10 protein-coding genes are annotated in these 13686 nt (G+C 69.6%); 6 read left to right on the plus strand and 4 right to left on the minus strand.

Going from position 1 to position 13686, the window contains the following annotated elements:
- Nucleotides 1–198 precede the first annotated feature (198 nt).
- Nucleotides 199–1035: an SDR family NAD(P)-dependent oxidoreductase gene (locus ACWF94_RS16210; RefSeq protein ID WP_453488009.1), complete on the minus strand. Its 837-nt coding sequence runs from the start codon at nt 1033–1035 to the stop codon at nt 199–201.
- Nucleotides 1036–1609: 574 nt separating this feature from the next.
- On the opposite strand from ACWF94_RS16210, the gene ACWF94_RS16215 reads away from it, so the two are divergent.
- The gene (locus tag ACWF94_RS16215) at nt 1610–2512 is read left to right on the plus strand and encodes an MBL fold metallo-hydrolase (protein ID WP_453488010.1); all 903 of its coding nucleotides are present in this window, start codon (nt 1610–1612) and stop codon (nt 2510–2512) included.
- Nucleotides 2513–2548: 36 nt separating this feature from the next.
- On the opposite strand, the gene ACWF94_RS16220 is transcribed toward ACWF94_RS16215, so the two are convergent.
- The 3 genes from ACWF94_RS16220 to ACWF94_RS16230 form a co-directional block, all read right to left on the minus strand.
- Nucleotides 2549–3796, minus strand: coding sequence for a serine hydrolase domain-containing protein (locus tag ACWF94_RS16220; protein WP_453488011.1), 1248 nt, complete (start codon nt 3794–3796; stop codon nt 2549–2551).
- A 502-nt stretch (nt 3797–4298) separates the two neighbouring features.
- Entirely contained in the window at nt 4299–4796 is a 498-nt protein-coding gene (locus tag ACWF94_RS16225; RefSeq protein WP_453488012.1) for a flavin reductase family protein, read from the minus strand.
- Nucleotides 4797–4824: 28 nt separating this feature from the next.
- Complete coding sequence (locus ACWF94_RS16230; protein ID WP_453488013.1) at nt 4825–6015, minus strand: acyl-CoA dehydrogenase family protein; 1191 nt, start codon at nt 6013–6015, stop codon at nt 4825–4827.
- Between the two features lie 120 nt (nt 6016–6135).
- On the opposite strand from ACWF94_RS16230, the gene ACWF94_RS16235 reads away from it, so the two are divergent.
- The 5 genes from ACWF94_RS16235 to ACWF94_RS16255 all read left to right on the plus strand — a co-directional run bounded on the left by ACWF94_RS16235 (nt 6136) and on the right by ACWF94_RS16255 (nt 13654).
- Nucleotides 6136–6732: a TIM44-like domain-containing protein gene (locus ACWF94_RS16235; protein ID WP_453488014.1), complete on the plus strand. Its 597-nt coding sequence runs from the start codon at nt 6136–6138 to the stop codon at nt 6730–6732.
- Between the two features lie 35 nt (nt 6733–6767).
- The gene (locus ACWF94_RS16240; RefSeq protein WP_453488015.1) at nt 6768–7577 is read left to right on the plus strand and encodes a PaaX family transcriptional regulator; all 810 of its coding nucleotides are present in this window, start codon (nt 6768–6770) and stop codon (nt 7575–7577) included.
- A gap of 440 nt (nt 7578–8017) precedes the next feature.
- The gene (locus ACWF94_RS16245; RefSeq protein WP_453488016.1) at nt 8018–10081 is read left to right on the plus strand and encodes a hydantoinase/oxoprolinase family protein; all 2064 of its coding nucleotides are present in this window, start codon (nt 8018–8020) and stop codon (nt 10079–10081) included.
- Nucleotides 10081–11802, plus strand: a complete 1722-nt coding sequence (locus ACWF94_RS16250; RefSeq protein WP_453488017.1) for a hydantoinase B/oxoprolinase family protein — start codon at nt 10081–10083, stop codon at nt 11800–11802. The genes ACWF94_RS16245 and ACWF94_RS16250 overlap by 1 nt, the downstream gene beginning before the upstream one ends.
- Nucleotides 11795–13654 carry a hydantoinase B/oxoprolinase family protein gene (locus ACWF94_RS16255; protein ID WP_453488018.1) on the plus strand — a complete coding sequence of 620 codons (1860 nt, stop codon included), beginning with the start codon at nt 11795–11797 and terminating at the stop codon, nt 13652–13654. Before ACWF94_RS16250 ends, ACWF94_RS16255 begins: the two co-directional genes overlap by 8 nt.
- The last annotated feature ends 32 nt before the right edge of the window (nt 13655–13686 follow it).

Genomic DNA, 13686 nt, shown 5'->3' on the forward strand with positions numbered 1-13686 from the left:
CCGCACCACGGCGTCACCGCCTGGTCACGTCCGCCCGCGCTCGCTCCGTCCCTGTCCCGGTCTGGCTCTGGTCCTGGCCATGTCCTGGCCATGTCCTGGCCCTGGTCATGAACCGGGTGCCGCGCGCGGGCGGGCCGCCGTCATCCGGATACCGCGCGGCCTGCCGTACACGCGGTCCTGCTGACCCGAAGTCCCCTCTCAGCCCAGCCACTTGGACATGGCGCTGACAACGTTGCCGCCGTCCAGATCCGCGAGGGAGAGTCGGGCCCAGTCGACGGCGGCCTCGGAGGTCTGCCAGCGGAACCGGGGGGTGTCGCTCGTCGCCGCCTCGATCACGACCGCAGCCGCGTCCTGGGCCGCCTGCGCGCGCGACATGTCCGCGGTTGCCGACCGGATGTACTTCTCTCCCAGTTCGCCGTAGGGGTCGTTGGGGCGGAAGAGCGCGTCAGCGTTGATGTTCTCGGTGATGTTCGTCGCGACAGAGGCGGGTTCGACCACGCTGACGACCACCCCGAAACGGGCCGCGACCGGTGCGAGGGACTGCATCAGACCTTCGAGGGCGAACTTCGACGCGCAGTAGGCATCGAGGAACGGCTGCCCGACAACCGCGCCGTTGCTGGTGACACTGATGATTCGGCCGGCCCCGGATTCCCGCATCGACGGCAGCACATGCCGGGCGAGCGCGGCGGCTCCGAGGAAGTTGATGTCGAGCTGCCCCTGCAGGGCGGCGTCGTCGAGTTGCTCCAGCGTCCCGATAGTGGCCTGACCGGCGTTGTTGACGAGGACTTCGATGGGCCCGCAATCGGCCACCACCTCGTTGAGGCATGCCCGGGCACCGTCGCGGTCGGTGATGTCCAGCCTTCGCACTTCCAGCTCGACTCCCTGGTCAGCGGCCTCGGCCCGCAGACGGTCGGCCCGGCTGGTGTCCCGCATCGTCGCCACGACGCGAAATCCCTTGCGGGCCAGACCCACAGCGGTGTGCAGACCGATCCCGCTGGAGGTTCCCGTCACGACCGTGACCCTCTGCTCGGTCATATCGAACTCCTGTCAAGAAGGTTGGGAAGTGTCATCCCGCCATCGCCTCATGGACGCGCCGCATCCGCGACGACCCGGCGGGCAGTCCTTCGGGCAGTGCGAACGACGCGAGTGCACGATTGCCACGGGGTCGTCGTCAGCGAGGTGGGTCCGGCCCCGCGGGAGAACGGTGGATGTACTGTTGGCTCACCGCCGATCAAGCGGAGGGCCCCGCCGGTATGGCGAGTTGCTTTGCCGATCCGGCAACGGCGCTTGGTGGTTCACGGCGGGCCCGGGCACGATCGGTGATCGGAACGACAAATGCGTGTGTGTTGGCCGGGCTGCGCACTCAGCCCGGGCAACACACACCACCACACACCTGAGTCCTTTTCGGCAAGGGCAGTATGGGGGGTACGGAGCAATGCGGAGTGATGTGTCGTCGCGTTTCCTGAGTCGGCGCGGGTTCGTGGGGGCCGCCGCGGGTGTCGGTGCGGGGGTCGGTGCCGCCGGGCTGTTCGGTGGCGGACGTGCCCTCACCAGTGGCACGCCCAGTGGCCCGGCCGCCCCGGCCGCTCCGTCCGAGGACGCGATGCGGGTGTCGACCATCACGCTCGGCAAGGTCCAGGTGACCCGCGTGGTGGAGTACAAGGGGCCGGTGGGGATGACATCGCGTGAGTTCTTCCCGGAGAGCCCGCCGGAGTTGTGGGCGGAGAACCGTTCCTGGCTCAGCCCGGACTTCTGGAACCCGGAAACCGGCATCGTGCCCATCGCACTGCAGACCTGGGTGCTGCGCAGTGAGGGCCGGACCATCCTGATCGACACAGGAGCCGGGAACGACAAGTTCCGCCCCTACTCGAAGGTGTGGCAGTACCTGGACACCGGCTTTCTGCGCCGCCTGTCCCGGGCCGGTGTCCGGCCCCGGGACGTCGACATCGTCGTCAACACCCATCTGCACAACGACCACGTCGGGTGGAACACCCGGCTGGAGGGCCGCGAGTGGGTGCCCACCTTCCCCAACGCCACCTATCTGATACCCCGGGCCGAGTTCGAGTTCTGGAACCCGGAGAACCCGGTCAGGGCCAAGGATCCGAAGGCGGCCCAGAATGTGTGGGAGGACAGTGTGCAGCCCGTCCGCGAGGCCGGTCTGGTGAAGCTGTGGGACGGTGCGCACACCATCGACTCCGCCCTGACGCTGGACCTCGCCCCCGGGCACACCCCCGGATCGTCCGTCGTCCGGCTGCAGTCGGGCACCGACCGGGCGCTGTTCGTCGGTGACCTGCTGCACACCCCGCTGCAACTCGAACACCCCGGCTTCAACAGCTGCTTCGAGGAGGACGAGCGGCAGGCACGCACGTCCCGGCGGCGCACACTGGAGTGGGCCGCCGACCGAGGGGCCCTTGTGCTGCCGGCCCATCTCCCCGGCCATGGCGCCGCCGAGATCGTACGCGACGGCAGCAACTTCAAGATCAAGGAGTGGGCGGGCTTCAGCCGTATCTGAGACAGCAGCTCTGAGACAGCCGCGCCCGCTCTCCGGTCAGTCACAGAACTCCGCTTCCAGTACGGCGTCCTCCAGATGCTGGTCCCCCCAGTCACCGTTTCTGTTGAGAGTGAGGACATGGTCACCGTCACGGGTCGCCGCCGTCCGGGAGAGGGAGCCGGGGACCTGGCCGCCGTGGCCCCAGACGGTGACTCCGCAGGAGAGCGTGTCGGACCGGATGCCGAGCCCGTAGGCAGCGGAGGACCGGCCGCCGGAGTCCGCCCGCCCGGGAGGCTCCTCGCCCGTCCCGATGGGAATCGTGCGCAGCATCGCCCGCAACTGCCCGGCGGGGAGCACCTCGCCCGCGAGGAGCGAGGAGAAGAACCGGTTCAGATCGGCCGCCGTCGAGATGATCTGTCCCGCCGCACCGGCCACGGACGGGTTGAACTCGGTGACGTCGTGGATCGGCGCGTCGGGGTGGTCGGCGTAGAGCCGGGAGTAGTGCCGGGCGTGCGGGCGGGGCACCTCCGACGAGGTGCCGGGCACGGTGGTGGAACGCAGCTTCAGCGGGGTGATGATCCGCTGTCCGACCTGGGAGGCATAGGTGGAGCCGGTGGCCCGCTCGATGACCATGCCCGCGAGGATGTAGTTGGTGTCGGAGTACGACCAGCCGGTGCCCGGGGCGAACTCCGGAGGGTGGGAGAGGCCGATCCGTACCAGCTCCTCGGGTGTGGCGCCCTCGTAACGGTGTTCGAGGAACGGTTCACCGGTGAACCGGGCGAGGAACCCGGGGTCACGGTTGTAGTTGAAGATTCCGCTGGAGTGGTTCAGCAGCTGCCGCAGGGAGACCTCGCGTCCGTCGTGGCCACGGCCCCGCACCACCCCCGGGAGCCAGGTCTCGACGCTGTCACCGAGGGAGAGCACTCCCTCCGCTTCCAGTTGGAGGAGCACCGTGGCGGTGAAGGTCTTGGTGAGGCTGCCGACCCGGAAGCGGTCGGTCGCCCCGCGAGGGCGCTCTGTGCGCAGGTCCGCTGAGCCCGAGGAGCCGGACCAGCGGTCCCCGTCGTCCGAGACCCGGGCGAGCGCACCGGGGGTCCCCGCCGCCACGATCGCGTCCAGCGCCGCACGCGTCGCGGCATGTGATCCACGAGAGCCGTACGTCCGATCGCCGCCGGACGCCGGGCCCGCCGCCGCGGTCAGGGCGGCCACCACCATCCCGGCCGAGATCAGTACGGCCGGTCGGCCGCGCCACGCGGAAACGCGATCGCGCCTGTGCCATCGCCAACGTCCTGAGCTGCCGGTCATTCGCTTCCTCCTGGCCCCTGGTGTGCGTCGGCCCACCGGCGGATCGCCTCCCGCGGGCCCGACAACCAGTCAACCCGGGCCGGACACCACGGACATCAGGGATGGCCATGAGTCGCATGAGGGACGGCCCTGAACCAACCCTGAGCCAGGACTCGGTGGGCGTAGGGGCAGCTCCCCGGCCCCTGCCGGTCGCCGACGGCGGGGGCTTGAGGTACTCCATGCCGTGGGCGGCATCGGGGCGGGCGCACAGGCGTTCGCGGCGGAAGCTTCGGCATCGGGGATCACGAGCTGCCGGCAGTCACCACCGCCCCGCCGCGCGCACCGGCCGGACACCCGCCGGTACCGGCTTCGTCGTGCCGTGGTGGACCGTACGGGCCATGGCGGTGACCCCCCTGTCGCCGCCTCGCCTGCCGCGCGGCGGAACCGGGCCCGGAACTCCGGGTCGGCCGCGCGGCGGGAACGGATCAGCTCAACGAACACCACGGCGCCGCGGGTCGCCGTGTCACAGGGACGCCCGGTCGAACGCGACGTGGGTGCCGAAACCACGGGCGTGGTAGGTCAGCGGGGCCTTTCCGCCGACCTCGGCCCGCACGACCGTGCCGAGCACGATGACGTGATCGCCTCCGTCGACCAGTGCGGACACGGTGCAGGCGAGCCAGCCGGACACTCCGTCGAGCCGGGGGAGATCGTCCTCCGGCCGCCAGGCGACCTCGGCGAACTTCGCCGCGCCCTTGCGGGCGAAGGTCATCGCGAGCGCGGATTGCGCACTGGCGAGGACGTTCACGCCGAACCGCCCGCGGGCGCGTACCAGCGTCAGCAGGTCCGAACGCTGGTCGAGCGATACGAGAACCATCGGCGGGGACATCGACAGTGAGGTGAAGGCGCTCACGGTCGTGCCGTGCGGGCGATCCCCGTCCATCGCGGTCACGACCGACACCGGAGCCGGCACAGCGGCCATGACATCGGTGAAGGCCGTGCGCAGGTCCTGAGATGTGGTCATCGGTGTCTCCTTGTCACGTCAGAAACCCCTAGAGCACGAGCATCGGCCGCTCGTCACGGCCGAGCAGCGCCTTGCCGTGGACTTCGTAGCCGATCTGTGAGGTCATCGCCGCATGCCGCGAGGCGACACCGAGGTCGCGCCAGATCCGCTGCAGGGTGTTCGACTCGGCGAAACTCCCCGAACCGTGTGCGCTGACCAGGACGTCGACCGCGCCGCGGAGCAGATCACAGATCCATCCGCACTCGGCACGGATGTGCGCACGCCGCTCGTAGGACAGCCGCTCGCCGTTCGCCGCCGCGGTGTCGATCTCCTCGGCCGCCCGGTAGGCATGCAGATGGGCGGACTCGATCCGCAGCGCCGCGTCCCCCAGCTGGATCTGGAACCCGGGGGACTCGGCCTGCCGACGACTGGTGTAGCTGATACCGCGCTGTGGTGCCGCCTCACGGACCAGCTTCAGGGCCGCGCGGGCGAGACCGAGCTGCGCACCCGCGATGACGAGGGTCTGCACCGGCCCGAGCGAAGTCCGGTACAGCACCTCGTTCTCGTGCTCGGTGGGGTGCTCACCCTCGATCGCCCGCAGTGCCCGCAGGACCCGGTGCTCGGGGACGAAGACGTCCGAGAGCACCAGGGTGTTGGAACCCGTCCCGCGCATGCCCGTCATGTACCAGGTGTCCTCGACGGTGCCATCGCTGATCGGGAGCAGGCCGACCCCGAGGTCGGTCTGCTTGCCGTTGTCGTCCACCAGCGGGAAGCCGACGTAGGCCCACTGGGTGTGGTAAATCCCGGAGACGTAGCTCCACTTGCCGCTGATCCGCCAGCCGCCCTTCACCCGCACGACGTCCTTGACCGGTGCCATCGTGCCGCACAGCAGGGCGGACGGATCGGCCTCCCAGACCTCACGTTGCGCCCGGTCGGGATAGACGCCTCCCATCACACAGGCTCCGTTGATGTTCTGCGCCACCCACCCGGTGGAGCCACATGCCTCGGCGAGCGTCGAGGACACCTCCAGCTGGGTGCGGATCGTGGTCTCCTGGCCCCCGAACCGGCGGGGAATCCCGAGCGACAGCAGGCCGGCTTCCTTGAGCGCCTTCACGTTCTCGTCGGGGAGCCGGCGCTCGGCGTCGGCTCGGGCGGCGTTCTGCGACAGCAGCGGCTGCAGCTCGACCGCGCGTCGCACAAGTTCCTCTGGACTCACCGGGGCGGATTCGATGACAGGCATGCGCGGCGCTCCTTCATGTTGTGGTGCTCAGTGTTGTGGTGTTGTCCTGACGATCGTCATCCGTCCGGCCAGCCGCCGTCAAGATTGACACCTCAGTAGACTGAACTGTAATCTAATGCCATGCGATCGAGTCAACAGTCCTTCCCGCCCGACGAGGGTGTCGCCCGCATCCGGAGGACCGACCCCTCCTTCGACCCGGGTGACTTCGAGCGCCGCGCCGGGCAGGCGTTCTTCGCGCTGGGGCGGGCGTGGCAGGACCGCGATGCGGAACTGGCACGGCCGTTCATGAGTCCCGGCGCGCACCAGGAGTGGAGCGCCAAGGTCCAGCACTTCGTGGACCTGCGCAAGCGCAGTGTTCTTGAGGGCATGCGCCTCGATTCACTGGACCTGGTCGAGTTCGGCCGTGTCGACGGCTTCGACCAGGTGACGGTGCGGATCGGCTTCACCTGTGCTGCCTACGAGGTGGATGAGCGCACCGAGCGCGTCCTCTCCGGCGACCGGACCCCCAGGGCGGTCACCGAGTTCTGGGATTTCCGGCGTTCGGTGGGTGCCCGGACGCCGGACCGTCGCATCCTGGACGGGGAATGCCCGCACTGCGGCTCGGCCCTGCGGGTCGACCGGCTCGGTGAGTGCCGGTCCTGCCGGGCCGCTGTGGCCGGCGGAGAGTTCGACTGGGTGTTGTCCGGCCTCCGGTCCGAGGCGGACCACACCGGCTGACCGGGGGCGCGGTGGTGAGGCAATAGTCTGTGACCATGCAACCACAGGACCTGTGTTTCACAATCTTCAGCACCTTCGTGCGCGGAAAGGGCCAGCTCGCATGGTCGGGCGGCCTGGTGCGGTTGCTGGGGGAGCTGGGTGTCACACAGGACGGCGCCAGAGCGGCGCTCAACCGGTTGGCGCAGCGGGACCTGATCGTGCGGACGAAGCGTGGCCGTGAGGTGTTCTACGGTCTGACGCCGCAGACCCAGGCGCTGATGGAGGCGGGTGACCAGCGGCTGCGCCGGTTCGGTGAAGCGGTGGGGGAGCTGGGTACGTGGACGGTGCTGTGGCACTCACTGCCCGACGAGCTGCGTTCCGAACGAACGGCGCTGAGCCGCTGGCTTCGGCTGATGGGTTTCGGTTCGGTGCAGCACGCCACCTGGTTCGCTCCGCACGATCGCGGGGAAGCGGTCGTCGAAGTGCTCGACAACCTCGGTGTCGCCCACCACGCCTGTGTGCTCGTCGGGCAGCCGATGCCGCAGCTCGACCTCGACGTGGTGCTGCGCGAGGCGTGGGATCTCGATGATGTGCAGCAGCGCTACGGCCAGTTCCTGGAGGAGTTCGGCCCGTACCGCACGAGAACCGCGCAGCGGAAGCTCGGTGACGGTGACGCGTTCGCCGTGTGCACCCGCGCCACACAGCAGTTCCGCGGGTTCCCGTACCTCGACCCGGAGCTGCCCGACAGGTTCATGCCGCGGCCGGCGCTCCGTCCGAAGGCGATCGCGACGTTCCACTCGCTGTACGAGGGACTGCTGCCCCAGGCGACCCGGCACTTCGCCGAGGTCGCCGGGGAGAAGAGTTAGGGCCTGCCCCGCCACGGTCCTGCCCCGCCACGGTCCTGCCCCGCCACGGTCCAGTCCCACCCGGTCCAGTCCCGCCCTGCTCCACCCCGCCCTTCGCCGGACCCGGGGACGTACGTCAACGGCTCTGCCTGTGCGCTGACGTATGTCCCCGGGTCCTTTCCGGCGGTGTGCGTGACCGGGTTCTTTCCGCTGACGTGCATATCCGGGCTCCGCCTGGCCGTCGGCCTGCGCGACCGGGTCCTGCCCGTTCGCCTCTCCCCCTTCCCCCTCCCGCCGCTGGTCGTGCAGCGTCCCCGGCCGGCCCCACCCGAAGTTGAAGTGGCGCCCAATGCTTGACACCTCAGTCGACTGAGCCATAGCTTATCGATGTCAATCCAGGCTCGCCCTGTCACGCGAGATTCCGCGCAGCGACGGAGCACGTTTCGAAAGGGGTCGGCTCAGTGGGCTACACCATCGCAGTGGATGTCGGTGGAACTTTCACCGATGTCGTCGCCACCCATGGGTCCGACGGTGTGTGTACGGGGAAGGTCCCGTCCAGGCCGCATGACGAGGCGAGTGCGGTACTCGACGCGGTCGACGCGGTCGCCGGTCACTACCGCAAATCCAGTACGGAACTCCTGGCGGACACGGAGTTCTTCATCCTGGGCACGACGGTCGTGACGAACGCGATGCTGGAGTACAGCGGCGTCGCGACCGGTCTGATCACCACAAAGGGCTTCAGGGACATCCTGGAGCTGCGCCGGGGCTACAAGGAGAGCCTGTTCGACATGGGCCTCCCGGCTCCGCAGCCGATCGTGCGCCGGCGGTTCATCAAGGGGGTGACGGAACGGGTCGACGACGCCGGACACGTTGTCCTGCCTCTCGACGAAGCCGAGGTGCGCGAGGCGGCGCGGGAGCTGAAGGCGGCGGGGATCGAGTCGATCGCGGTCTGTCTGCTTTTCTCCTTCGTGAACGACACCCACGAACGGAGAGTCGCGGAGATCGTCCGCGAGGAGCATCCGGACTGCTTCGTCACCCTGTCGTGCGACGTACTCCCGCAGATCCGCGAGTTCGAGCGGGTCAGCACCACCGTGGTCAACGCGTACACCAGCCCGCTGCTCGGCAACTACCTCGGGCGCCTCGACAAGGGGTTGCGCGATGCCGGGTTCACCGGCGAACTCGTGGTCGTGCAGTCGAACGGCGGCGTCATGGACGTCGGTTACTCGGCCGATCACGGCGTCGACGCGGTGCTCTCCGGACCCGCCGGGGGAGTGGTCGCGGCGGTGGCACTCGGCGAGCGCTCCGGCTACCGCAACATCATCACGGCGGACATGGGCGGTACGAGCTACGACGTCTGTCTGATCCACGACGGCAAGCCGGAAGTCGGCGTCGACAACTGGATCAGCCGCTACCGCGTCGCCGTTCCCCTCGTCGACATCCACACCATCGGGTCCGGCGGCGGGTCCGTCGCCCGGGTGGACGACGCGGGCGCGCTGCGTGTCGGACCCGAGAGCGCGGGCGCCATGCCTGGACCGGCCTGCTACGGCCGGGGCGGCACCCGGCCGACCGTGACGGACGCCAACCTGCTGCTCGGATTCATGGACCCGGACAGGTTCATGGGCGGCCGGATGGCACTCGACCGCGCCGCCGCGGAAGCCGCGTTCGCCGAACACGTCGCCGAGCCCCTGGGCATCTCCGTGACCGAAGCGGCCGTGGGCGTCTTCCGCATCGCCAACAGCGACCTGTCCAACGCGCTGCGGTACGTCTCCGTCAAGCGCGGGCGCGATCCGCGCAACTACGCGCTGATGGCCTTCGGCGGGGCCGGCGCGGTGCACGCCGGGGTCCAGGCGGTGGACCTGGGCATCAAGACGGTGCTGGTGCCGCGCAACGCCTCCGTGCTGAGCGCGTTCGGCGGCCTGGTCGCCGACTTCAAGGTCTCGCGTGTGCAGTCGTACATGCGCACCGTGGAGGCGGTGGACCCCGAGGAACTGTCCGGAGTGTTCGCGCAGGTCCAGGCCGACGCGGAGAGCATGCTGCCGCCGGCCGAAACGGTTCGCCTGGAGCGCTACCTGGACATGCGCTACGAGGGCCAGGTCCACGAGGTGATCGTCCCCCTGCAGACCCGCACCCGGAAGATCTCGGCGGTCGCGCTGTCCAGAGCCGTCCAGGACTTCCACGACCTGCACGAACAGCTCTACGCGCACAAGCGCCCGGCCGAACCCGTCCAGATCGTCTCCGTCCGGCTGGAACTCACCGGCCTGCGCGGCATGGACTCGGTGGTCACACCGCGCAAGTTCGGCGACGAGGACGCGTCCCGCGCCCGGGTCGGCAGCCGGCAGGCGTACTTCGAGCGGCTCGGCGGCTTCGTGGACACACCGGTCTATGACGGTGTGCGCATCGAACCGGGCAACGTCGTCACCGGTCCCGCCGTGATCCACGAGCCGGGCACCACCATCGTGGTCGGTGCCGGACAGGAAGCGATGCTCGACCAGTACGAGACCTATGTGATCGAGGTCGTGAGCTGATGGCCGCCACCGCCCCGCCAGACAAGCAGAACAAGCAGAGCAAGCAGAGCAAACAGAACGAACAGATCGAGCTGGAGATCCTGCGCACCACCCTGGGCGCGTGCCCGGACGAACTGGGGGCGGTGGTCGCCAACACCGCCCCGACCGCGCAGATCAGCCAGGACCGCGAGTTCGCCGTCGCGATCACCGACGCCAAGGGCGCGATCGTGGCGACGGACGACCCGCTCCAGGTCGCGTCGATGGCGCAGACGGTCGCCCATGTCGCCGACTACTTCGAGTTCGACCTCGGTGAAGGCGACGTGATCCTGACCAACGACCCGTACTCGGGCGGCACCCGGCTACAGGACGTGACGCTCGTCGCACCGTTGATGGCCGACGACGAACTGCTGCTGTTCCTCGCGGTGCGGGTGCGGGTCGGGGACGTCGGCGGTCAGGTCGGGGGAAGTCTCACGCCCGACGCGACGGAGATCCTCGCGGAGGGGCACCCGTACCCGCCGGTCAAGGTTCATCGCCGTGGCCGGCCGGTACGGGACATGCTCTACGCCTTCCTGCTGAACGGCAGGCGCGCGCAGGAGACCCGGCGGACCCTGGACGCGGCGATGGCCGCGCTGACACTGGGCGACCGCCGGCTGGGCGAGCTGGTCGGCCGCCACGGCGCGGACACCGTGCGCCGCGCGCTGGCCTACGCGCAGGACTACAGCGAGCAGCTGGCGCGTACCGCGCTGCGCGCCTGGGACCGGGGTACCTACCACGGCGAGCGGATGCTGGAATTCGACGACCACACCGGTGACCCGGCGACGATCCGGCTGACGGCGACGGTGGACGAGGACGGGCTGAGCCTGGACTTCACCGGCAGTGACGACCAGCTCCCGCTGTTCGTCAACAGCAGCGCCGGCACGACCGCCTCACGGGCGGTCGGCGCGGTCCTCGCGATGCTGGGGGAGACCATCCCGGCCAACAGCGGCCTGTTGCGGGCGGTGCGGACAACCACCCGCCCGGGCACCGTGGTGCATCCGGTCGAACCGGCGCCCGTGGGCTGGGGCGGAGTGCACTGCGGCAACGAGATCACCGAAGTGGTCGCGGCGACCCTGCGACCGGCCGGCGGGCGTCCCGTACCCGCCCTGACGGTCCCCCGGCCCCTGCTGCTGAGCCGGCCGGCGGACGACCGGAGCGATCAGCTGGACCTCGCGCGCTGGGCGGTCGGCGGAGCCGGCGCGGTGTCCGGGCGTGACGGGTGGGGGCCGCCGCAGCTGTCCACGCGCGCGCAGCTCCAATCCATCGAGCAGTGGGAGACCTCGCACGCGGCGCGCGTCGAGTGCCTGGAGCTGGTCGAGGACAGTGGCGGTGCCGGTCAATGGCGTGGAGCGCCGGGTGTGGAGGCGATCCTCGCACCGGCTCCCGGCCGGCGATACACCGTGTGGACGAGCACCGTCGGCAATCCGGTGCCCGGGCTCGCGGGCGGTGGGCCGGGCCGGGCAGGCGAAGTGGCGTTCCACAGTGAGGCGGGCTGGCGGCCTGCGCCGTCCAGTGCCACGGAGGCGGAGATCACCGCCGGCCGGCTGCGGCTGCGCCTGGCGGGCGGTGGCGGCTATGGCGATCCCGCCCTGCGCGAGCGGGCGGCGGTTCTCGACGACCTCGCGGACGGGCTCATCTCCGAGGCCACCGCGCGCGATATCTACGGCCTGCGGGTCGACAAGCCGAATGGCGGTAACCATGACTGATCCGATCACGGCGGAGATCGTCCGCAGCCATCTCGACACGACGGCGGAGCACCTCTACGAGACGATCTGCCGCACCTCACCGAATCCGATGGTCAACGAGGCCAAGGACTGCGGGGGCGGGATCTACCGCTACGACGGGACCACCGCGAAGATGGTCGCGCGCGCGGGCATCATCGCGCACTCGTTCGCCCTCTCGACGTCCTGCCAGGCCGCGGTGGACTTCTTCCGCGGTGACCTGCACCCCGGCGACGCGCTGATCGTCGGCGACCCCTACCACGGCGGCAGTCACTGCGGCTGCTGGTCGGTGGTCGTGCCGATCTTCTTCAACGGACGGCCCCGGCTGTTCACCGCTGCCCGCCTGCATGTGCTGGACCAGGGCTCACCGACGCCGAACGTCAACTTCGACTGCCGGGACGTGTGGGGCGAGGGACTCCGGCTGGCGCCGCTCAAGCTCTACGAGAAGGGTGAGCGCCGGCGCGATGTGTGGGACCTGATCACCGCGAACAACCGCGTTCCCTTCGTGGTCGAGGGCGACATCGAGGCGATGATCGGCGCCTGCCGGATCGGCGAGCAGAACATCCGCGAACTCGTCGACCGCTACGGCCTGGACACGGTCGACGAGTCACTGGAGTGGATCCTCGGCTACTCCGAGCGCAAGTTCCGCCGGCAGATCGACGAATGGCCCGACGGTGTCTATCCGGCCGAGTTCTTCGTGGACAGCGACCACGCGGGCAACGACGACCTCCGGATCCAGGTCGAGATCACCATCGACGACGACCGGATGGCCATCGACTTCGAGGGCAGCGACCCGCAGACCGACGGCCTGGTCAACAGCGCGAAACCGAACACGATCGCCTACATCGGCATCGTCCTCTCGGCTCTCTGTCCGGACATCCCGGTCAACGCAGGGTTCTTTGAACCGCTCACGATCCGCCTTCCCGAGGGCACGATCGTGAACCCGACGTCCCCGGCGGCGACCATGACCGGAACCGTCGTCTCCGGCTGCCAGATCGGTCAGGCGCTGATGAAGGCGTGCGAGCAGTTCGCTCCCGAGCGGGCCGCGAACGTGTCGATCGACATCAGCGGCCCGATCGTCTACGGAACGGACGACCGGGAGCACCGGTTCCAGACGCATTCGGCGCGCAACCCGCGCTTCTTCATGTTCATGGACATGTCCATGGTCTCCATGTCCAACAGCGCGGTGCACGGGCATGACGGCTGGGGTATGTGGGCGACACCGTTCAGCGTGGCACGGCCGGTCAACGTCGAGGTCACCGAGGTCCAGCAGCCGACCCTCTACCGGCAGACCGAGTTCACCACCGACTCCGCCGCGCCGGGCCAGTGGCGCGGAACCCCCGCCCTGGGGATGCGGCGGGTGGATCGCGGCGCGAGCGGCATGAAGGCGGCGTTCTTCGTCCAGTCGGCGGTTCATCCGCTGGCCGGATGGGTGGGCGGCTACGAGGGGGCGGGGAACTTCATCGTCGTCAACGAAGGCGGGCCGGACGAACTGATCTGCGCGGACCGGCCGATCTCGCACGTCGCCTACGACCCGGCGAAGCCCATCTACTCGCAGAGCGGCGGCGGCGGAGGCTGGGGAGATCCACTCGACCGTGACCCCGCCGCGGTCCTCGACGATGTGCTGGACGACTACGTCTCCGTCGAAGGCGCCAGATACGACTACGGCGTCGTCATCGACACCGGGACCGGAACCTGGAGTGTGGACGCCGAGGCGACCGCGCGGGAGCGCGCCGAACGCAGGGCGCGGCCCGGTCGGCGCGACCGCCGTGGCCTCGGCCGCGAACGGACCATCCGGCGTGCGGGCATCGGGCATCGCGTCGAGGCCGCGTCATGACCGCGACCCGATCCGGCCGCGGTGGGCCGGGC

The organism is Streptomyces sp. NPDC055078, assembly GCF_053607985.1.

Excerpts from the sequence above, each read along its gene's own strand:
- ACWF94_RS16235 (WP_453488014.1), top strand. The coding sequence starts at position 6,136 with ATGCGATCGAGTCAACAGTCCTTCCCGCCCGACGAGGGTGTCGCCCGC.
- ACWF94_RS16250 (WP_453488017.1), top strand. The coding sequence starts at position 10,081 with ATGGCCGCCACCGCCCCGCCAGACAAGCAGAACAAGCAGAGCAAGCAG.
- ACWF94_RS16240 (WP_453488015.1), top strand. The coding sequence starts at position 6,768 with ATGCAACCACAGGACCTGTGTTTCACAATCTTCAGCACCTTCGTGCGC.
- ACWF94_RS16210 (WP_453488009.1), bottom strand. The coding sequence starts at position 1,035 with ATGACCGAGCAGAGGGTCACGGTCGTGACGGGAACCTCCAGCGGGATC.
- ACWF94_RS16220 (WP_453488011.1), bottom strand. The coding sequence starts at position 3,796 with ATGACCGGCAGCTCAGGACGTTGGCGATGGCACAGGCGCGATCGCGTT.
- ACWF94_RS16225 (WP_453488012.1), bottom strand. The coding sequence starts at position 4,796 with ATGACCACATCTCAGGACCTGCGCACGGCCTTCACCGATGTCATGGCC.
- ACWF94_RS16230 (WP_453488013.1), bottom strand. The coding sequence starts at position 6,015 with ATGCCTGTCATCGAATCCGCCCCGGTGAGTCCAGAGGAACTTGTGCGA.
- ACWF94_RS16255 (WP_453488018.1), top strand. The coding sequence starts at position 11,795 with ATGACTGATCCGATCACGGCGGAGATCGTCCGCAGCCATCTCGACACG.